This is a genomic window from Arthrobacter sp. B2I5, from assembly GCF_030816735.1.
Taxonomy (GTDB): domain Bacteria; phylum Actinomycetota; class Actinomycetes; order Actinomycetales; family Micrococcaceae; genus Arthrobacter.
The window spans coordinates 2,328,340-2,347,580 of sequence record NZ_JAUSYF010000001.1 but is presented as its reverse complement, the minus strand read 5'-3'; the positions used below and the strand labels follow the sequence as shown (position 1 = coordinate 2,347,580).

General features: G+C 59.7%; 16 protein-coding genes and 1 pseudogene. 4 read left to right on the top strand and 13 right to left on the bottom strand.

Annotated features, from left to right (window positions below):
* Positions 1 to 68 precede the first annotated feature (68 nt).
* The 6 genes from QFZ60_RS11145 to QFZ60_RS11120 all read right to left on the bottom strand — a co-directional run bounded on the left by QFZ60_RS11145 (position 69) and on the right by QFZ60_RS11120 (position 5,901).
* The gene (locus QFZ60_RS11145) at positions 69 to 1,073 is read right to left on the bottom strand and encodes an ABC transporter permease (RefSeq protein ID WP_056394345.1); all 1,005 of its coding nucleotides are present in this window, start codon (positions 1,071 to 1,073) and stop codon (positions 69 to 71) included.
* A complete protein-coding gene (locus tag QFZ60_RS11140) occupies positions 1,070 to 1,831 on the bottom strand; it encodes an ATP-binding cassette domain-containing protein (RefSeq protein ID WP_056394349.1) in 762 nt (253 codons plus the stop codon). The genes QFZ60_RS11145 and QFZ60_RS11140 overlap by 4 nt, the downstream gene beginning before the upstream one ends.
* Positions 1,828 to 2,799 carry a sugar ABC transporter substrate-binding protein gene (locus QFZ60_RS11135; RefSeq protein WP_056394352.1) on the bottom strand — a complete coding sequence of 324 codons (972 nt, stop codon included), beginning with the start codon at positions 2,797 to 2,799 and terminating at the stop codon, positions 1,828 to 1,830. The genes QFZ60_RS11140 and QFZ60_RS11135 overlap by 4 nt, the downstream gene beginning before the upstream one ends.
* 2 nt (positions 2,800 to 2,801) lie before the next feature.
* Positions 2,802 to 3,800, bottom strand: coding sequence for an alpha/beta fold hydrolase (locus tag QFZ60_RS11130; RefSeq protein WP_056394356.1), 999 nt, complete (start codon positions 3,798 to 3,800; stop codon positions 2,802 to 2,804).
* A gap of 14 nt (positions 3,801 to 3,814) precedes the next feature.
* Positions 3,815 to 4,792, bottom strand: a complete 978-nt coding sequence (locus QFZ60_RS11125) for an alpha/beta hydrolase (RefSeq protein ID WP_056394363.1) — start codon at positions 4,790 to 4,792, stop codon at positions 3,815 to 3,817.
* A 140-nt stretch (positions 4,793 to 4,932) separates the two neighbouring features.
* Positions 4,933 to 5,901, bottom strand: a complete 969-nt coding sequence (locus tag QFZ60_RS11120; protein ID WP_056394367.1) for an alpha/beta hydrolase — start codon at positions 5,899 to 5,901, stop codon at positions 4,933 to 4,935.
* Between the two features lie 328 nt (positions 5,902 to 6,229).
* Between QFZ60_RS11120 and QFZ60_RS11115 the strand changes: the two genes are divergently transcribed.
* Positions 6,230 to 7,249, top strand: a complete 1,020-nt coding sequence (locus QFZ60_RS11115; RefSeq protein WP_056394368.1) for a LacI family DNA-binding transcriptional regulator — start codon at positions 6,230 to 6,232, stop codon at positions 7,247 to 7,249.
* Positions 7,250 to 7,752: 503 nt separating this feature from the next.
* Here QFZ60_RS11115 and QFZ60_RS11110 read toward each other — a convergent pair.
* Entirely contained in the window at positions 7,753 to 8,781 is a 1,029-nt protein-coding gene (locus QFZ60_RS11110; protein ID WP_307090533.1) for a DUF4192 domain-containing protein, read from the bottom strand.
* A 498-nt stretch (positions 8,782 to 9,279) separates the two neighbouring features.
* Here QFZ60_RS11110 and QFZ60_RS11105 point away from each other — a divergent pair, with 498 nt between their 5' ends.
* A complete protein-coding gene (locus tag QFZ60_RS11105) occupies positions 9,280 to 10,608 on the top strand; it encodes a PolC-type DNA polymerase III (protein ID WP_307090531.1) in 1,329 nt (442 codons plus the stop codon).
* 940 nt (positions 10,609 to 11,548) lie between these two features.
* Here QFZ60_RS11105 and QFZ60_RS11100 read toward each other — a convergent pair.
* The 6 genes and pseudogenes from QFZ60_RS11100 to QFZ60_RS11075 form a co-directional block, all read right to left on the bottom strand.
* A pseudogene (locus QFZ60_RS11100) lies at positions 11,549 to 11,873 on the bottom strand (enoyl-CoA hydratase-related protein); the annotation flags it as partial.
* 332 nt (positions 11,874 to 12,205) lie between these two features.
* A complete protein-coding gene (locus QFZ60_RS11095) occupies positions 12,206 to 12,751 on the bottom strand; it encodes a carboxymuconolactone decarboxylase family protein (RefSeq protein WP_307090529.1) in 546 nt (181 codons plus the stop codon).
* 115 nt (positions 12,752 to 12,866) lie between these two features.
* Entirely contained in the window at positions 12,867 to 13,472 is a 606-nt protein-coding gene (locus QFZ60_RS11090; RefSeq protein ID WP_307090527.1) for a VOC family protein, read from the bottom strand.
* 32 nt (positions 13,473 to 13,504) lie between these two features.
* Positions 13,505 to 14,884 carry an MmgE/PrpD family protein gene (locus QFZ60_RS11085; protein WP_307090526.1) on the bottom strand — a complete coding sequence of 460 codons (1,380 nt, stop codon included), beginning with the start codon at positions 14,882 to 14,884 and terminating at the stop codon, positions 13,505 to 13,507.
* 44 nt (positions 14,885 to 14,928) lie between these two features.
* A complete protein-coding gene (locus QFZ60_RS11080; protein ID WP_307090524.1) occupies positions 14,929 to 15,912 on the bottom strand; it encodes a flavin reductase family protein in 984 nt (327 codons plus the stop codon).
* 51 nt (positions 15,913 to 15,963) lie between these two features.
* The gene (locus QFZ60_RS11075; protein ID WP_307090523.1) at positions 15,964 to 17,226 is read right to left on the bottom strand and encodes a hypothetical protein; all 1,263 of its coding nucleotides are present in this window, start codon (positions 17,224 to 17,226) and stop codon (positions 15,964 to 15,966) included.
* Between the two features lie 302 nt (positions 17,227 to 17,528).
* Here QFZ60_RS11075 and QFZ60_RS11070 point away from each other — a divergent pair, with 302 nt between their 5' ends.
* Both QFZ60_RS11070 and hpaH read left to right on the top strand, forming a co-directional pair.
* The gene (locus QFZ60_RS11070) at positions 17,529 to 18,428 is read left to right on the top strand and encodes an alpha/beta fold hydrolase (RefSeq protein ID WP_307090521.1); all 900 of its coding nucleotides are present in this window, start codon (positions 17,529 to 17,531) and stop codon (positions 18,426 to 18,428) included.
* The gene (hpaH, locus tag QFZ60_RS11065) at positions 18,428 to 19,234 is read left to right on the top strand and encodes a 2-oxo-hept-4-ene-1,7-dioate hydratase (RefSeq protein ID WP_307090519.1); all 807 of its coding nucleotides are present in this window, start codon (positions 18,428 to 18,430) and stop codon (positions 19,232 to 19,234) included. Before QFZ60_RS11070 ends, hpaH begins: the two co-directional genes overlap by 1 nt.
* Positions 19,235 to 19,241 lie beyond the last annotated feature (7 nt).

The window sequence follows — 19,241 nt, the reverse complement described above, 5'->3', positions numbered from 1 at the left end:
CAGGTAAGGACCTTCCCGCCGGCTCAAGTTGTCTTTTGCGGCGGCGGAGAACGGATCTCAGGCTGCTGTCAGGAACGTCCGGCTTTGAAACGGCGTGCGCGGCGGTACTGGTCAATCGTGACTGCGGCGGCAAGGATGATACCGATGAAAATGTTCTGGTATAGAGGGTTCACATTTGCGAGTGCCAAACCATTGTTGATGGCTGCGAAGAGCAGTGCGCCGAGGGCACTGCCGGTGATGGTTCCGATACCGCCGAAGAGGCTGGTTCCTCCGATGATCACGGCCGTAACGACTTGGAATGTCAGGGCCGTTCCACCGGCCGAGGGTGATGCGGTGAATAGCCGGGAGGCAGCGAGCAGTCCGGCCAGAGCTGTTACTCCGCCAAGTGTGGCGAAAAGGATGAGATCGAGTTTTTGAATGTGGATGCCGTTTGCAGCCGCTGCCGTCCTGTTTCCGCCCATAGCCCTCACGTTGTAGCCGAAGGGTGTTTTTTCCAGCAGTACGTGGAAAATGAAGCCGACGATGATGGCGATGTAGATCAGGTTGGGGACTCCGAAGAGGTTGCCGCCGCCGATGTTGGTGAACGCTTCTGGAAAGCCGTAGACGTCCTGCCCGTTTGTCATTACAACTGATACGCCGCTCACGATGAAGAAGACAGCCAGTGACGCAATCAGGGACGGCAGCTTAAGATAGACGCTTAAGGCTCCTGTAACTAGGCCGATACCGATGCCAACACCGACCCCGGCGAGGAGAGCTATTGCCCATGGTACGCCGGCGACCATCATGGTTCCGCTGATGACGGCGCCAATTGCGTAGACAGCTCCTGCTGAGAAATCAAGTGCTCCTGCTACGAGAATGAGAGTCATGGGGCAGGCGACCATGAAGTAGAGGGTGGCAGACCTGAGGAGTTCGATGAGGTTGCTGCTGCTCAGAAAGTCGGGGTTTGTGAACTGGAAAACGGCCCCAAGCACAACAAGTACGGCAATGATGCCGACTTGTTGGGTGTAGCGGCCCCAGTCGATGCTTCGTTCTGGGTGTTTTACGGTCTTTGTTGAAATCGTTGCTGCGCTCACCTGGCAACTCCTTTCGCTGATTCTTCGGTGATGGCACCGGTGATGAATCCGATGACCTCGTCCATGGTGGTTTGGGCACGTTCTCGTACCGTTGCGACCCGTCCCAGTCGCATGACCTGGATCTGGTCGGCGAGGTCGAGGACGAGAGACATGTCATGGCTGACACAGATCACGGCGTTTCCGCGGTCGCGGAGCCGGCGGATCATGTCGGCGGCTTGTGCTGTTTCCCGGACACCCAGTGCGGCGGTCGGTTCGTCGAGCAGAACAACCCGGCCGCCGGTCCGCATGGCGCGGGCGATGGCGACTATTTGCCGTTGCCCGCCCGAGAGCATCCCGATGGGTGTGCGGACGTTCGCGACGGTTACGTTCAGCTCGTCAAGGAATGCGCGGGATTCGCGTTCCATCTTGCGTCGGTCCACGAAGGGCCCCCGGCGGGGTACCTGACCCAGGAAGAGGTTGGTGGCGACATCGAGGACCTCCACCAGAGCAAGGTCCTGGAATACGGTGGCGATCCCTGCGTCTTTGGCATCAGAGGGCGCGTGGAATGCCCTTTCCTTTCCGTCAACGCTGATTGTTCCTTCGTCGGGACGGTAAACCCCGCTGATGGTTTTGATCAGGCTTGACTTCCCTGCGCCGTTGTCTCCTACGACGGCGAGGACCTGTCCGGCGTATGCGGTGAGGTTTACGCTGTTCAGAGCTGTGACATGTCCGAAGCGTTTAGTGATTCCTCGGAGTTCAAGAGCGGGCGTTTGTGTCATTTCGTGGCCGTCCCGCTTGCCAGTGCCTCTGCCAGGTTTTCCTTCGTGACGAAAGTTGTCCCGGTATCGGTGTTGGCGGGGACTTCCTCTCCCTTGCTGAGTTTGACCAGATTTTCGACAGTCTTGGTTGTCATGGCGCAGAAGTCTTGCTTGCTGGTGCCATAAAGGGTGCCGTCGTTGATGCCGTCCTGGACCTGAGGGGTGAGGTCGTTCACTACGCCGACGGTTTTACCGACAAGCCCCTGTTCCTTGATGGAGGCGGTGATGCCGCCGACAGCTGTACCTTGCCAGGAGTACACGAGGTTGATTTCGGGGTTCGCTTTGAGCATGGCTGTGACCGTGTCGGCGGTTTTGTTCGGGTCACCGTTATCGTAGGCCGTCGTTACGGCCTTCACGTTTTCAGGCAGGTTTTCCTTAAGGGCGTTGATGATCACGTCTCCGACGCCGCCAGGGGCGTTGGTGATGATGCCGACGTTCTGCTGTCCTCCACGTTTGCCGATTGCCTGGGCTACTGCCGCGCCCATCTTGGAGTACTCGGTGCCGATCGTGAAGTCCTGGGTTGTCGTCGAGTCCCCGGTATTCAGGGTGACGACACGGATGCCCTTGGACTTGGCCTGTTTCATTAGGGGCTCGTATTGGGCGGGGACAATAGGCACCATAATGATGGCGTCCGGCTGCTGGGCGATTGATTGTGTGATGCGGTCCAGGACGAACTGGTTGTCCACGCTGAGTCCGGTCGGTCCGGAGGTCTTACCATCGATGCCGTATTTTGCGGTCGCATCGCGGAAGCATGTGTCGGCTGTTGCCCAGTCGGGGTAGGACGGCAGAGGGTTGGCAAAAAAGATGCTTTTAATCTCTCCAGTTTCACCGGTCGAACTCGGACCGGCGGCGGGGGAGCCAGCACATCCTGAAAGAGTCAAGATCCCGACTGCGAAAACGGCAGCAGTGCTGAGAGGTTTGTGGTTCATGTCTACTCCATCGTGTTATTGGTTACCGGGTGATACTGGGGCGGGGATGTATGCAGAGCAATGCCCTTGCCAACTGGTTTTCCCTGATCGGCAGCGCGGTCCTTGCGTGAGGCGGGTGAGAGGGCTGTCGCCTCGCGAGGCCGGCGGGCGTTGCCGGTGGCCAGATTGGCGACAGGTGTGGGGAATCGACGGGCATTGAGCGATATTTCTCTGACGAATTCGGGCCAGAGGGCTTGGGGAACCTCGTGGCCCATTCCGGAGAACAACTCAAGGCGTGCCCCGGGGATGAGTTTGGCGAGTTCGATCGAGGCTTTGTAATCAATGAGCTTGTCAGCGTTGCCGGTAAGGATGAGGGTGGGGGATCGGATAGCGGTTATGTCTTCGCTTCTGTCCGGTGCAGATAGGACGGCCTCGGCCTGTCGTGCGTTCCCTTCCCTGACGGGGTCGCGGTCATATGAACGTGCGGCCAGTTCGGTAAGCCAGGGCAAATCCTGTGGGTAGCGCTCGGAGCGGCACAGGTATTCGCCTGCGACAAATTCCCGAATGGCTTCGTCTCGGGACTGAGTGGCGTGATGTTGAAGGATTTCCCGGTTCAACGCCTGGGGAAGGAACCACTTCTGGGACGCTGCGGTGTAGATCAGGGTCAGCGAGGACACCAGATCGGGGTTCCGGACTGCAAGCTCCTGGGCGATCATGCCGCCCATGGACTGGCCGACGACAGTGGACGGACCGAGGCCGAGCGCCTGGATCAGGCCGGCTGTGTCCTCTGCCATGTCCGCCAGAGTATAGCTGTGGCCGTCAAATTTTTGAGATAGGCCGACGTCCCGGTTGTCGAACCGGATGACCCGAAAGCCAGCGTCGACCAGCAACTCGCAAAACTCCTCCCGCCACTTGATCATTTGCGCGGTCAGTCCCTCTATGAGGACAAGAGGCTTCGCGTTCTCGGGGCCGAACGAGTCATAAAACAAGGTCGTGCCGTTGGCGGCATTTATGTAGGGCATTGCAGCGGTTCCTTTTAGTGGGAGGTTCTATGGCCAGTGCTGCTCTGCGCGACCGGTTCGCTGACACTTTTGATGGCTCTAATTACGTCGTCGCGCCACGTTCGTGCCGCTTCGAGGACTGCTGTCATCAGTGCTGAGGCGTGAATCTGGCCTTCTGCCACAAGGTAGGTGACATGTACGCCAGACTGGCTGAGGCGTCGGGCGTAGGCGTCCGCGCTGCCACGGACCAGGTCGTACTCCGATGCAAGTATCACCACAGGCGGCAACCCCGACAGATCCGAGGCCAGCAACGGAGAGGCGTAAGGGTTCAGTGCGTCATCCGGATCGGCTAAATAGTCCTTGCCGATTTCCACGATTTCGGCCTCCTCGAGGACGTATCCTTTGCGGTAAGCTGAGAGGTTTGTTTTCCAAGTGAGATCCAGCGCAGGGACTTCGAGGATTTGCAAAGCGATAGCCGGTCCGTTCTGGTCACGGGACCGCAGAGCGACTCCAGCGGCAAGGTTTCCCCCGGCCGATGCGCCACCGATGATAAGCTGCCCGGGACGCGTGCCGAGCTCACTTGAGTGCTCTGCGACCCACTGGAGTGCGGCGTAGGCATCGTTGACCGCTGTGGGAAATTTGTGTTCGGGTGCCAGCCGGTACCCGACGGAGATAACGACTGCGTCTGCCCCGACACAGCGTTCCCTGCACATGCCGTCGATGTAGTCATAGTGGATGGAACCGCCCCGGAACCCGCCCCCGAAGAAGTAGAGATAGGCAGGATGTGGCCCGGGGGAGAAGGGCTTGTAAATGAGCAGCTCAATGGTGCCGCCTTCAACTGCGATCTCCACGAGTTCCCGGCTATGAACCTCGGGGTAGGGTTCTGCGAGCTGAGCCGCAAGGGTACTAAGGGTTTGGCGCTCCATGTCCCGGAAAGCGGCTGCATCTGTGATTTTCGGTGACGGTAGCGTGATGGCAGAAAGAATGTTTTCCAAGAGTGGATCGATGGGCACTGTTGCTCCTCTTGTGACCTTGCGGGAAGATGACCGGGGCCGAGTTGGTTACCCGTCCCGGACAGGATGGCTAGCGGGACGGTATTTGATTGGGACGTGTTCGACGCCCACTGTGTGGGTGGACTGAGTACAGCTAGGTGTTACCCGATCACGCCGCTGTGGTTCGATGCATGGGCCTTCAACTCGGCAATGACGTGGTCCCGCCATGCCGCCGCTTCCGGGAGCAGCTTGGTGAATTGGGAAGACGCGTGCACGTGCCCTTTGCCCAGAGAGAAAATTGCCTGTACCCCCGCGTCCTGGAGCCGCTGAGCGTAGCGTGAGCCGTCCATCTGCAAAGGATCCAGCTCTGAGCTGATGATGTACGCGGGAGGGAGCCCGGATAAGTCCTGAGCCAGCAATGGCGAGGCGTACGGGTCGGTAGCGGCCTCAGTGGAAGGCAAATATGCGGCCAAACACATGTCGATCTCCGGTCGAGACAGCGGATATTCCCCGCCTCCGTACTGCTCGATGCTGGGGCTGGCCAGCGTCAGGTCAAGTGCGGGAACCTCCAAGACCTGGAAGGTAATCCGAGGTCCGTTCTCGTCCCGGGCTTTCAGCGCGACTGCGGCAGCAAGATTCCCACCTGCTGAACTACCTCCGACAGTCACGCGTTCCGGGTCGGCGTCATAGTCAGCAGCGCGCTCAACGATCCATAGCATCGCAGCGTAAGAGTCCTCCAGCGGAATTGGGTATTTGAACTCAGGTGCCAGGCGGTACTCGACAGCGACAGTGACATATCCGGCAAGTGCCGTCCGTTCCCGACACGCGATGTCCACGAAAGCCTCCTCGATGGTCCCGGTGATCCACCCACCGCCGTGGTAGTAGAGGTGGATCGGGTGCGGACCGGCAGTCGCAGGCTGGTAAATACGGACGCCGATCTCGCCGCCGTCGACTGGCACCATCGCGGTCTGTACCGAGCCGACTTCAAGCGGTCCAGCGGCCACTTGGGCGGCGAGTGCGTTGGAGCCCTCAAGGTCAGCCTGCCGGACGGAGGGGAAGTCGGCAGGGTCGAAGGGCGCGCGCGGAGGCAGGCTGTTAAGGAGCGCCCGGAGCGCGGGGATGACGGGCATGTCAGTGTCGCTTTCTTAGAGACGGGACAGGCTGGGCTCAGTGCGGTTCCGGCAGCTGTACAGCTCATCGGAAACCCGCAAACTCGGAATCGGTTTTCTGGCCGTGTTCAAGGCCGCACCTCGAAGTACGAAGCTAGACCAGTAAAGACCACCACCTGACAGGGGATCCTTGTCTGCCCCAGCCTCGGCAGTCCAACTGCCCAACGCACTTTTCGTTCGGGGAGCATGGGGGTTCAACATCTAATCCTCCTTGATTAATCGTGTCAAGCACCGTATTTCAATACGCTATGCCCTACGATTAATCGTGTCAAGCACTTTGGAGGTAATTATGAGTTCGACGCCGTTGACCGTGAGTGACGTGGCCCGGGAGGCCAGCGTGTCCAGGGCGACCGTCAGTTACGTCCTCAACGGCCGCCGCGATGTCCGGGTCAGCGAGGCAACACGTCAACGCGTGCTAGACACCGCGCGCAGGCTCGGCTACGTGGGCTCGCCGGCCGCCCGCGCTTTGCGCAGCGGACGGGGCGACGTGGTCCTCCTTCTCATTCCCGGCTGGGAAGTTTCCGGTCAACTCGAGCTCCTGCTGGAGGAAGTCGGCCGCCTCGTTGCTGAGTATGGGCTGGTCTGCCTTCGCTACGAAGGTGAACACTGGCAAGGATCGCTGTACAAACTACTCTCCCGCATCTCCTGTGCATGCGTCGTTACCTTCGACCCGCTGACCGCTGACGATGTCCAAGCGCTGGAATCGGCTGGCGTACCAGAAGTATCCTCACGGCTGCTCGACCACCCTGGCATGCCGCACAACACGGCGATCGGACAGGACACGATAGTGGCCGCCCAAGTCGACCACCTGCTGGATCAGGGATATACCCGCCTCGCCTACCTGGCGACGGAGGAGCGCCGTGGACAAGCCTTCATCACGTCACGAATTGAAGCGTTCCATGAGATCTCCACAATGCGCGGCGTCAAAAGTGCGGTGTCCGCGATCGTCCCCAGCAACCTGGAAAGCATTTCCGACATCCTCCAGGCGTGGCTCGCGCAGTCAGTTAAACCCCTGGGGGTAGCTGCCTGGAACGATTTGACTGCTTTGGGCATCATTAGTTCAGCGGCGTCCCAGCAGATCCCGGTTCCTCAGAATCTAGGCGTGGTAGGCGGTGATAATACACCCATCGCGGCACTCGCACGCCCACCGATCAGCAGCGTCAAGTTTAATTTGCCGTCAGAAGCAAAGCAAATAGCCAGCCGCATCGCAGAAGTAATTGGACGCGACGAGAAGGGTAGGACCGCGGAGCCTGTCCCGGTGGTGGAAGTCGTCCCCCGGCTTTCGTCTGCATTGCGTTCATCCGCATGAGCAAACAGATTCAGCATTGAAGGGCGCGATCCAATTGATGCGGTGCCGCAATTCTGGGGCGGCGGGCGCGTCGATGACAGTCGCGGAACGTTACGGTAGCTTCAACACAGTCCGAGCCGAAGGAAAAGCCGCTTCTGACCTGCGGAAACGCGGAATACGTCGACAGGCGGGAGTTCTCGCAGCTACTTCTACTCCCGCTATTTAAACGCCGATAATGTAGGTTCTGTAAAGCTGTTCTTCATTCCGACGGACCTGCTCGCGGGGCGACAAGGGCCGGGAGTGTCCGTTCCGAGACAACGCATAGACTGTCTTACTGCACTGAGTGATGGTCCCGCATTCGAAGCGCGCCAAACTGATGCTTCTCCGCCGCAAAAGGTCCTACAGCCTGTTGGACCTTTTGCGGCGGCTCTTCCCGAGTAGATGAATCGCTAGTCAGCAGCCCACGCGCAGGTGGCAGGATCACCCCAGGAAGGGCTCGATGATTTTCTGCCCTTCCTAAAGGGCTAGTCGAAGGGTAGTGCTCTAAAGGCGGTGTCTTTGTTCATGTTCCAGCCGGCGACGAGGCCGGAGCCGATCATTTGGTCGCTGAGGCGGGCAAGGCGATAGGCGGGGTCGGTGTCGAGGGCGAGTTGGAGGAATTGGTGTGCTTTGCTGCCCCTGCCTTCCCACCAGTTGATGTAGCCAATGGTCGTGAGGACAGGTGCTGCATGTTCCGCGCTCGTGCGGGTGTAGGCGTGCAGGAGCAGTTGTTGTGCCCACTCGATGCGTGACCACTTCGGGGCTTGTTCGGTTTTGGCGAACAGGATCTGCTGCATCGGTTCGTCCACTCCGGGGATGTCTGCGATAAGCCGGTCGCGGATCGCCGGGAACTGCAGGTTCGCGACCAAGGCGTGGCAGTCATCGTCGCTGGGGAAAGTGTCGGCGTCGAGCATGCCTGCCCAAAGTTTCCGACCTTGCTTGAGTGCGTCGTCCGTTGGCTGGGATGCGATGGTGTCCATGTGGCGCTCGACGGCGGCCGCTTTCGCTTCTGCTTGGCTAGTGCTTGGGAGGGTGATCCGGTCGGTGGGTTCAACGAAGCTCCCGCGGTAGATGAACTCGGCGTTGATGGCACTGGTCTGGGTGGAGTTGACGGGCAGCGCTAGGCTGGTGCCGGGTTCGCCGTCGTAGGGGGAGAAGGTTTCGTCGCCGACGAAGAGTCCGTCCCTGATGGTGATGCCCTGTTCGGCGAGGACGCCGGTGAGCGCCGCGATCGTGCTGGCCTGCGGCCTGGCCTGTCCGTGCTGCGCTGTTTCGCTGGTGTAGACGGCGAAGAGGATGGATGTGGCGTTGGTGTCGCTGGTGAGGTAGTGGGCGACGGTGCGTGCGTAGGGGAGTTCCTGGCCGGGTTGGCGGGGGAGGTCGATGCGCAGGGTCGCGCCGATGCTGTTCTCGTTCAGGGTGATGCAGACCAGGCTTTCCTGTGGCCAGAAGCCCAGGGTGTGCCCGATGAAGCTGAGTACGTCTGATGGTGTTGTGATTGTGAGCTTTTCCATGATCCCGGTTTTCCCTTTACCCTTTGTGTTGCTGGGGTTTCTGCGGTTGGTGGTTGTGGGCGTCGTTCTGGTAGGGGACCATCCGCTGGGTTGAGGGGCCGGAGTGCAACTTGGGGGACCGGCGCCGGGGACGAAAACTTCATCCGCAGGCAATGCTTCATCCTTTTGATGAAGAAGTTTTCGGTTCCGGGGTCGGCGCGGTAGCGCCCTGGTTGCTCGGAGGACCCGCCCAGCGATCATGGGTCATATCAGAATGACAAACAGCGATTGAACTTCTGCCCGTTCATCGGCGTAAACGAATCAAGCCGCATGACTTTCGCGAATTCACTGCCCTTCGTCCAGTCGCCTGCGTATCTCGGCCAACGGGTGTAGGCAGCGGTGTTGACCATAGGGGAATGAAGCGCTGATTTTAGGACACTGGACAAACAAAGCCTTCGTTACATTTCCACAGGAACGCCGGTGATAATATCGGGCTCTTGCCGCGAAGAAGGAATGCCCATGGAAGCTCTATTTGGTCTGTTGTTTGTAGCTGTCGTTTTCTGGTGGCTAGCACGCAGAAAGAAGCGCCAGAAGCCGCAAGTTCTATCCTCCTCACAGGCCAAAGCTCCGAAGGCTGAAGTCCGTAAGCCGCTGACATATACACGGCCCCGCGCGGTCCAAGACCCGGCCCCTGCACAGGGTACGTCCATGCGTTTTGCTGAGCCTGGCCGGGTAGGTGAGCTCTTCAGCTATGGCGGGCCCTCATCAGGAAAAAGCTACATACATGACGGTTCCTTTGCCGTTATCGATGTCGAAACAACAGGGTTTTCACCAGGCAAAGGCGATCGCGTCATCGAATTGGCAATTGCGCGCGTAGATAAGAACGGGCGCATCGAAGACGAATATGCGACACTTCTGAACCCGGAAGGACGCGATACAGGCGCCGTTATTATCCATGGAATCAGCAACGAAGCTGTGCGGAACGCCCCGCTATTTTCCGACGTTCTAGCCGATGTTTTAGCGCGTCTGGACGGCGCAGTCATCGTTGCGCATAACGCAATTTTCGAAGAACGATTCATCGCGGCCGAGTTCGCTCGCGCCGGGATGGCAACACCGCCGCTGCCAGCCCTGTGTTCTCTATGGCTGGGGCAGCAAACCTTCGATACCCCGAATCACAAGCTGGGCACTCTCGCCCAGCACGCAGGAATACCCCTAGTTGATGCTCACGCTGCCCTTGGCGACGTCAGGGCTACAGCGGCCTTGCTTCCACTAATGCTCGACCGGTATGAGCCAACCATTGGGTTCGGACACGATCCAGCGCGTGGCCTTTTTGATCCTTACCGCTTGGGTGCAGTAAACCCGATGACACGTGCCGCTTCATTGCGAAAGGGCACCGACGGTTGGATGCACTCCTTGATGTCGCGCCTCCCCATCAGTGCAGGCGATGTCAGTGACGCCTCGGCCGCCGAATATCTTGAAGCGCTTGCCACTGCCCTGGAAGACGGCAAAATTGTCGGGGATGAGGCTAAAGCCCTGGCCAAAGTCGCCGGTAGAGGTGGCATGGGGGCCGAACAGGTTCGCGGCCTCAATGAACGGTTCCTGGAGATGATGCGCGAAGCCGCGTTCGCAGACCAAGTGTTGACAACCGGCGAGCTCACCGAGCTTAAGCGCGCAGCAGATGCTCTGGCCGCCCCCGGCTATTTCGACGATCTACAGGCGACCGTGACGCAAACCAATGTTCCCGCAGGACAGGAAGCAGATTCAGCAACACAGGCGGCGAAGCCCCGAAAATGTGGACACTGCCGGACACCTGGCCACTACCGTTCGAAGTGCCCTGAACTGAACTAAATAGGGCCTGTGGACATTGTCCACACTCTCAGCGTTGGATCGGGCTTTAGGGCCGTCGAACTGCTTCGGATCCCGCACGTTTTCGGGAGTTCTCAATGTTTGCAAGGCCGCGAATGCAGTTCGAGTCCCACCTCGGGCACAGCATATTCCCACGTTAGAGGGATTTTTGCTTTAACGCGTTGACATGGCTTGTGGTGGCGTCCCTCTGACGCTAGGTGTGCGGGCTGTGGCCTGGCTGCCGCGGAGCCTGTTCAGGTGTGTGGGGTGGCGGGGTCAAGTCCCTGGCTGGTGGGTCCTCCGCCTGCTGTAATGGGATCCCGGGTTCCTCTTTCCGGTGCTGTCGGGTCGGCCGGTAGTTTGCTTACATCAATTCATGGGTCCGGCGGACGCGTACGACATGACCTTCGCTGGCTCTGCTGGGTGACGTCATGGGAATGCTCTTCTTGCACTTCATGAGAGCTGGGCGGGGGAGGTTTGTCCGGTTAAAGGTGGTGTGTACAGTGGGCACACTCACGTCTGCTTTATTGCGTAGTCCTTCGGCTGGGGCCTTATTCCACATGGATACCCGTTCGATTTCAAGGCGCGGGCGGACCACACTCTTGTCTGCTCGCTTGTGTGGGGAGGTTGGCAACGAAGAGCTGACAGAGTCGCCCCGAAATGCAGATTTCGGTGTCAGGTACGGTTACGGTTCATGACCTTATTGGGACCGTGTTTGCGAAGTCGATATTGGGCCTTAATCTGACGCTATTGGCCCTGCTGCTTGACGTCAGGTTGGGGTGTGCCCTATTTCGAGCAGTAGCCAGGAACCACTTCTCGACAAAGGTGGGACCCCAAGGCTCATTCCAACGGGGAGTTGGAACCAGTGGCAGCCCAAAGAGCCAACACTCTTAATGATGCATGAACTCCGTTGGCGCTTCTCGATGAAGGCGCTCCTGCCTTCTTATCTGATCCTCGGGGCGAAGAGGGAGTGGAAGATTCAGCGCTCAAAGAGGACGCCCTGTGCGAGTCCAGTTTCAAAAGCAGCGGTCATGGCTTCCTTTGGCCATCATGGTTAGAGGCTTGGACTTGGAGGCAATCACCTCCGCAACCTTTAACGCCTCTTTAAGCACATCACTGGTTGGTACGACCCGCGATACCAGCCCCGCCCGCTCAGCTTCTTCCGCACCAATAGATAGCCTTGTTAGCACTAAGACCATTGTCTTGGCTTTGCCTATAGCCCGAGTAAGGCGCTGTGACCGGCCCATAGCAGGCAATACACCTAGTGAGGCCCGTCATGAAGGGAGCCGTTGCTCTGTTCTTAGCAGCAGCTGTTCGGGGGAGACCTTGAGGACGTATCCGCTACTTCGTTCCAGGAGTTTGCGGGGTCCGCTGGCATCTGCGGCGACCCAAACAATCTTCGAATCATCTGTTGCCGTCTCAACAACCCGGATCCCCTCAAGTATGCCTCCCTGCCAAACTTCGACCTGGGCTCCAGGGAGTCTCTGCCAGTCATCGAACCTAATGAACGTCATCTGCCCTGCGCTTGGAGTTGTCGGCTGCTATGAAATGAGCTGGTGAGGCTTGACTGGACGTAACTGGCGGTCTTGGTCACGGCCAGCTATTCCAGCCGGATTCTGAAGGCATCCGCCGGCCCAGTCTCGAGATCGATCTCGAAGGTGTTCATCACCCGGCTGACCATCATGTAGAAACCGATGAGCAGCACGAGCTCCACGAGCTGGCTCCTGCTGTACCGTTCTTCGACTCGGCGGAAGATCTCTTCTGGAGGTGTCGTGTCCTTCACGACAGCGTCCGTGAAGGCAATGAGGTCTCGCTCGTCTCCGTCGAAATCAAAGCTGGTGTTGGGGTACTCGCCGATGGCGTTGATCTTGTCTTCTGGAAGTCCGACACGGCGGGCCACGGCTGTGTGCTGCTTAATCTCGTAGGCAGCGGCAGAAAGGTGGCCGATGCGGAGGATTACTATCTCGCGGTCGACATGATCAAGCGAGGAGCCATGACTGAGCTTTTGTCCCAGAGCCAGGACTTCAGCGCCGGCGCCCTCGGAGTTGGCAATCATGCGGAAAATGTTGATCTTCTTTTTTCCCTCGAGTGCCCTGACAATTTCGGCGGAGGCAGTTGCAGGATCGAAGTAGTCTATGCGGGCCATGTGTGCTTCTCCAGGGGGCTTGGGTGGATCGGTGGGACCGGAAATGCCAAATGGGTGAATGATGTCATCCCAGGGAGCAGGCCCGCTTCCTGGGATGACATCGGCACTTGGACTCTTAGGACGCGAGGGCGACCCGTGCTGCCTTCAGCTTTTCGGCCTGCTCGGCCATCCACTCCGTACGGGGGCGGGCTTCGGGATCCTGCTTTACCAATTCCATAGTCTGACGGAGGATCTCTTCCTCGCTGTCTTCCAGATTCAGCGGCTCACCAAGTGGCTGCTGGGTGTAGTAGTCAGAGTGGGTGTAGACCTCGATCATGTTGCCGTCCGGGTCATCGATGTAGATGCTCCAGGCGTTGCCGTGGTTCTTAACGACCTGCACGGGGATGCCCGTTTTCTGAACGTGGCGCCAGAAAGCCCGCAGCTCGCTGAGCGTGGGGACCAGGAAGGAGATCTGGGCGGTAGTTGGCGGGGTGTCTTTGTCGCGGCCCTCGATGAGCGCGAGCTGGTGGTGCTCGGATGGATCACCTGTGAGGAATGCGCCTCGGCGGCGGATGCCTGCCTTGCCGGACTTTCCGAGGCCGGAGTCGCTGATGATCATGCCGAATTCCCGGCAGTAAAACTCGACCATGGCATCCAGGTCCTTGCAGAAAATGCCGAGGTGGGCCAGCCGGGGATTGAACTCAGTCTTTTGAGCGGCCGCAGTAGTGGTGGTTTCCGTCATCGTTCTTTTCCTTTGCTTTGGTGGTGGAATTCTCAGCGTGTCAGCTGGGCCGCGAGTTCGGTCACGTCCGTAACCTGCTCGAGGTTTTCAATCAGGTGGAGCCCGTACTTGGCCTTGTCTTCGCTAACAAGTCCGGCGAACCGGACGTTGCGCCAGTACTTGTCGACAATCGCGTCATAGGGGGCCGGCGTGTCGAGCCACCCAGCTGGGTCTTCGCGGTATGTCTCTACGGCGCGCCCATCTTTCAAGTGGACGGTCATCCGGATGGCATGGTTTTTACCCACGGGCAGGCCGCCCCTGAGCTTGACACGTGCGGTCAGGTCAAGAACCGCCGGGTCGTGGATCATCTCTTCGGTGTAGTGCTCAAGTTCCGGCCGGCCGCGATACAACGCGTTGGCGACGGCATAAGGGATGGTGAACAGGAATTTGGGCTGCATGTCATCTGCAGTGGCTACCTGGTTCAGGAAGTGATCGAGGCGGTTCGGAGGCACGTCGAGGAAGACTTCCGCGACGTCATCCGCGGCGAACCCATGCTCCTCGCGGAGCAGCAGGGCGCATTCGATCGGATTATGGTTGCCGTAGCACGAGGGGTGCAGCTTGTGCTGCCCCTTGACGTAGAAGATGGATCCGAGGTCGGCCAGCATGACGTCTGGGTGTGGATCCGCGCAGTAAAGGTTGAAGTAGCCCAACCGGCTTTCCAGCGCATCCCGGACACCGGTAAATCCCCCCAAGGACAACTGGCAGCTGAGGATGCCGTTGTAGGCGGCAGCAGCACCAGGAAGCTTGAAGGAATGCACACCATCCCAAATACCCTGGTAGGAACCGGCCATGAGGTTGATGGCAATCCCGAAAGCGTTGCGGAGTTGCTCGTGGTTCAGGCCCATGAGACGGCCGGCCACAGCGGTGGCACCGAACGCGTTGGACGTTCCGCAGACCTCGAAGTCTGCATCGAAGTTGAACGTGTTGGAGACGGAGATGCGTGCCGCGACGTCACCTCCGAGGATCACTGCCGCCAGCATTTCCTTGCCCGTGGAGTGGACGTACTCGCCCACGTTCAGAGCCAGGGGCTCGGTGGTGCTGGCGACGTGGCCGACCATTTTGCCTTTGTTGATCCCTTCGGGCTCCGGGCCGCATACTTCAAAGTCGAAGGAACGGGTCTGCAGGGAATTCACCATTGCTGCATGGGGAAGGGGCAGTTTGGTGCCGGAGCCCAGCACCGTTGCCTGGGAAGCGCCGCCCCATTCGCTGAAGATGTTGAGCATGGCGTCGTTCCCTGAAGCGCCGGCTCCCGAGATGGTGCAGCCCAAGGCATCAATGAGGCGCTTCTTGGCGGCTAGAACGGTGTCGTCGCTGAACGCTTCGAAGGGGGTGTCCAGTACGTGTGAGACCAGTTGGTCGATGATGGAAGCCATCTGGAATCCTCTCTCTGATGGGGGCGTCACCGCCGGCTCCGAGCTCATTGGCCACCACCTGCGCGTCGCAGGAGCGTGCCGAGGACGCGTTCTGCTGTTGCGAGATCCTGCGTCGGAATTCCACGGAGCTGCTCATGGGTGAAGTGTTCCGCGCTGCGGCGGAGCGCTGCCCGTACGTCCCGGCCCTCATCGGTGAGAGCCCAGTTTCCATCCGCGAGCCTCTCGGCCTGGCCTTTGCCGGACAGCTCCATCAGGGCGTCGTCGACGGCGCTTTCGCCCAGGAACGTCTCCAGTTCCAGCACATCCGGGGCACATGGTCCTTCGGAGAGCCTGTTGAGGATCCGGCCGCTGGCGACCGTGACGCCTACCTGCTGCCGCTGCTCCTGGAACAGCGCGGACATGTGGTTGTCCGCGGCTTTCAACAGCGACAGGAACAGTGATTCTTCTGATTCCCGGCTGTCGTTGGCGGGCTGCGGGTCTGGTGCCGGGGTCGCATCGGGGTGCGCAACGGGAACGCCATACTGTCCTTGGGCGAACAACAGCGGGGCGCCTTCAAACCGGGCGTAACGCTCCACCCGGCCGATCAGGATATGGTGGTCCCCGCCGTCGACCACCGCTTCCTGGACACACTCAAAGTGTGCGATGGCACCTTCGAACAGTGGGTCGCCGTGATTACCGGCCCTCCACTTCGCCTGTCCGAACTGGTCCGGTTGTGGGCGGCCAAACAACGCGGACAGGTCCATTTGGTCCTCGCCGAGGACGTTGATGCTGAAGTGGCCGTTGTTGAGGAAGGCGGGGACACTCTTGGACTCTTTCCTGATGGACCACAGCACCAGCGGCGGATCCAGCGAGACCGTGGAGAACGAATTGGCGGCCATGCCTACCATTTCGTCGCCGGCGCTGGTGGCAATGACGGTGACCCCGGTTGCGAATTGGCCCAGGGAACGCCGGAAGGCACGGAAGTCGTCGGAAGGGTTGCCCTCCTCGACAGGCCCGGGGGAGTGCTTGAGGTCTGTTGCTTGGTTCATCTTGGTGGTCCTTTCACGGGTGCGGAAGCGGGCTCACGGTGGCCCGGGACCTTACTTGTAGTAGCTGAGCGTGCCGAAGTCGGAAAACGGTGCGGGCGGCAGGCCGAAGAGTTCCTTGACGTACTGTCCGGCGGCGAGTTCCTTGCCCGCCGAGCCGTGGTTCCGTGCCGCCATGAGGTCCCGCATGGTCTGTTGGAGCGGGTTGCTGCTCGAAGATGCCGCAGCCCCTGCGATCGGCCAGATTTCGGTGAAAGACTCAAAACTTGCTGCGATCGAATCGGCGGCCTCGAACCGGACACGCATGCGCTCAAGCGCGCTGGCCTCCTGCCCTCGGCAGGCAACGTCGAACAGTTCACGCCAGTTGTTCAGGTGGCGGTCCTTGACCGTGCGGACCCGCGTACGGGCTTCGGCGACCTTGAGATGCAGGAACGGGTTCTGCGCCGCCGGCGCGCCGGTGCCCTGGCGTGTGAGCCGGACCCGTGACTGTTCGATAAAGGTCTCGATGCCTCCGGTCGCCGTTCCGATGGCCGTGTTGGCCGGCGTTGAATTAAAAAGCCCCAGGAAGGAGACCCAGTAGAGCGGGCGGTTGTTCACTTCCCAGCCTGGGTTGGCGTCGTTGTACGTGTCGACCAGGAGGTGCGTCCGGTAATCGGGGACGAAGACATCTTTCAGGGTAACGGACTTGCTGCCGGTGCCTTTCAGGCCCTGGACATCCCAGCTTCCGTGATCAATTGCAACGTCATGGAGCGGGACGACGAAGTTGCGGTCCCCGCCACCGAGGATGACCCACTGCGCATGGTCCACACCGCTGGAGAACGTCCAGGTGCCGTTGAGCCGGTAGCCGTTCTCGACCGCGATGTACTTACCCACAGGGGCGTAGGAGCTTGATGCGCGGGTGTCGGGGCTTTCGCCCCAGAATTCTTCCTGCATCTTTTTATCCATCAGGGCGATTTCGAACGAGTGGACGTTCAGCTGACCGGCGATCCAGGCGGCAGCACTGTCAGCCTCCGCAATTCGCATGATTCCCTCAAAAAATGAGGCCGGGTCCATTTCCAGGCCGCCGTACTGCAAAGGTGTGAAGGCGCGGAAGAGCCCCGTGCTGATCATCGCGGCGACGGTTGCATCTGGTACGCGGCCATCCTGTTCTGAAAGGTGGCGGCCGGCGCGGACAGTGTCAAGGATGCCGTCCACCTCGGCAAGGTATTTGGCTCCCTCATCAAGGGCCCGGCGTCGATACTCGCTCCAGTCCTGAGAACGGGGTTCCAAAAAGTCGGCGGCTTTCGTGGTGGTATCGGCTTGCGTTGTGGTGGACATCTAAATTCTCCTTGGTGCAAGGACGGGGTGTTACCGGGAGCCTATGCCGATGCGTGCACGGTTGCGAGGGCCGTCTTCCAGATAGCGGAACGAACAAAAACATTCTTTTTCAACGGCCCGGCCAGGTGATGAGTACCTGGCTGTCAGGGTTACCAAAGTCATGGACCGGTCATTCCATAATGCGGCATAAACTCATTCCCCGCTTCCCCGGACGCCTCTAGTGTTGGTCCCCACGCATACAGCCGAGAGGCGACTTCCGCGGCCACATGTGTCGCCCCAGGATCCACAGAAAGGAGTCCACCATGACTGGTGAGGCAAGCACAGGCGGCTATCGCAGCGTATGGACATACCTCAACACCGTTCCACATACGTTGGGCTGGGTCGACGCTGGCGGCATTCGCACGCGCTACCTTGAAGCCGGGAATCCGCAGGGCCCAACTGTTCTCCTGCTTCACGGAACGGCGGGAAGTCTGGAAAACTTTTGTGCGAACTACGGCGCACTCGGTGAAAGCCATCGCGTCATCGGCATCGACATGCTCGGGTGCGGTTACACGGACAAACCTGACCGCCCCTACCTGATTCCGGATTACGCAGCCCATGCATTGGCCGTAATGGACGCACTGAGTATTCGGGAGGCTGCAGTCATCGGTGTTTCCCTGGGTTCCTGGGTCGGAGCGAGGCTTGCCTTGGATCATCCGGAGCGTATTACCAGGTTGGTAATGGTGGCCCCCGCAGGCGTGGTCGTCGATGCCGATGAGGAAAAAGACTTTGGTGTAGATGTCAGGCGCCGACGGCAAAACGCCGCGCAGACTCCGTCCTGGCAATCAGTCACCGCCGCCATGGGACGGTTGATGCTGAATCCGGAGGATCTCATCGACGACTTGGTCGGCGTCCGCCTGCGTATCTACAAACAGCCGGAGATGGCTCGGGCGATGAGGCACCTGCTTGCTTTTACCGAAGGCGGGCAACACTTGTCCCGGGATGAGTGGACACGGCTGGAGCAGCCAACAATGATCATCGCCGCAGTGGAGGCTCCGAACATGTTCTTGGATAACGCCAGGTTGCTCGGAAAGCTGATCCCCAACAGCACGGTCGTGGAGATGACCGGCTGCGATCACTGGGCCCAGTTTGAACAGCCCGAGCGTTTCAACCGGGTTGCTCAGGAATTCCTGGGTGTTTTGCAGGCGGAGGGAGCCAGGTAATGGTCCTTGACCAGCAGACGTCCACCCTCCTGGCCCAGGAACTGCATGAGGCAGAGCAAAGCCGGGAACAGGTCCGACATTTCTCGCGCCGATTCCCGCACATGAGTATCGAAGACGGTTACGCCGTTTCACGAGCGTGGGCCCAACTCAAACAGGACGAGGGCCAACGAATAGTTGGACACAAGATCGGATTGACCTCCCGTGCGATGCAGATCAGCAGCCAGATCAACGAACCGGATTTCGGAACACTCTTTGACGAAATGGTTTACGAATCAGGGCAAACCATCCCCACCGAACGGTTCATCCGTCCGCGCGTCGAAGTCGAGCTGGCCTTTCTCCTGAACCGTCCGCTCGAGGGCCCGCATGTGTCCATCAACGATGTTTTCAACGCCACCGACCGAGTGACCCCCGCCCTGGAAATCATCGATGCCCGCATCGAGCAACTCGACCGCGACACAGGCGAGCCCAGGAAGGTCTTTGACACCATCTCCGACAACGCCGCCAACGCCGGAATCGTCACCGGCGGCACCCCCGTCCGGCCTGATGAAGTGGACCTGCGATGGGTGAGTGCACTGCTTCACCTCAATGGCGTCGTTGAGGAATCGGGCGTGGCCGCGGCCGTCCTCGGCCACCCGGCCAGCGGTGTGGCGTGGCTTGCGCGTCGGCTGCACGGTTTTGGTGAACGTCTGGAAGCCGGTGAGGTGGTTCTCGCAGGGTCATTTACGCGGCCCGTTCCCCTGACGGCGGGCGACGTGGTCCAGGCCGACTACGGCCCTCTCGGAACCGTCTCCTTCCACTTACTCTAGCAACGGA

Bases quoted from the DNA above. Each gene is read 5' to 3' on its own strand.
- QFZ60_RS11135 (WP_056394352.1), bottom strand. From the start codon at position 2,799: ATGAACCACAAACCTCTCAGCACTGCTGCCGTTTTCGCAGTCGGGATC.
- QFZ60_RS11110 (WP_307090533.1), bottom strand. From the start codon at position 8,781: ATGGAAAAGCTCACAATCACAACACCATCAGACGTACTCAGCTTCATC.
- QFZ60_RS11105 (WP_307090531.1), top strand. From the start codon at position 9,280: ATGGAAGCTCTATTTGGTCTGTTGTTTGTAGCTGTCGTTTTCTGGTGG.
- QFZ60_RS11080 (WP_307090524.1), bottom strand. From the start codon at position 15,912: ATGAACCAAGCAACAGACCTCAAGCACTCCCCCGGGCCTGTCGAGGAG.
- QFZ60_RS11095 (WP_307090529.1), bottom strand. From the start codon at position 12,751: ATGGCCCGCATAGACTACTTCGATCCTGCAACTGCCTCCGCCGAAATT.
- QFZ60_RS11130 (WP_056394356.1), bottom strand. From the start codon at position 3,800: ATGCCCTACATAAATGCCGCCAACGGCACGACCTTGTTTTATGACTCG.
- QFZ60_RS11115 (WP_056394368.1), top strand. From the start codon at position 6,230: ATGAGTTCGACGCCGTTGACCGTGAGTGACGTGGCCCGGGAGGCCAGC.
- hpaH (WP_307090519.1), top strand. From the start codon at position 18,428: ATGGTCCTTGACCAGCAGACGTCCACCCTCCTGGCCCAGGAACTGCAT.
- QFZ60_RS11075 (WP_307090523.1), bottom strand. From the start codon at position 17,226: ATGTCCACCACAACGCAAGCCGATACCACCACGAAAGCCGCCGACTTT.
- QFZ60_RS11070 (WP_307090521.1), top strand. From the start codon at position 17,529: ATGACTGGTGAGGCAAGCACAGGCGGCTATCGCAGCGTATGGACATAC.
- QFZ60_RS11140 (WP_056394349.1), bottom strand. From the start codon at position 1,831: ATGACACAAACGCCCGCTCTTGAACTCCGAGGAATCACTAAACGCTTC.
- QFZ60_RS11090 (WP_307090527.1), bottom strand. From the start codon at position 13,472: ATGACGGAAACCACCACTACTGCGGCCGCTCAAAAGACTGAGTTCAAT.
- QFZ60_RS11120 (WP_056394367.1), bottom strand. From the start codon at position 5,901: ATGCCCGTCATCCCCGCGCTCCGGGCGCTCCTTAACAGCCTGCCTCCG.
- QFZ60_RS11085 (WP_307090526.1), bottom strand. From the start codon at position 14,884: ATGGCTTCCATCATCGACCAACTGGTCTCACACGTACTGGACACCCCC.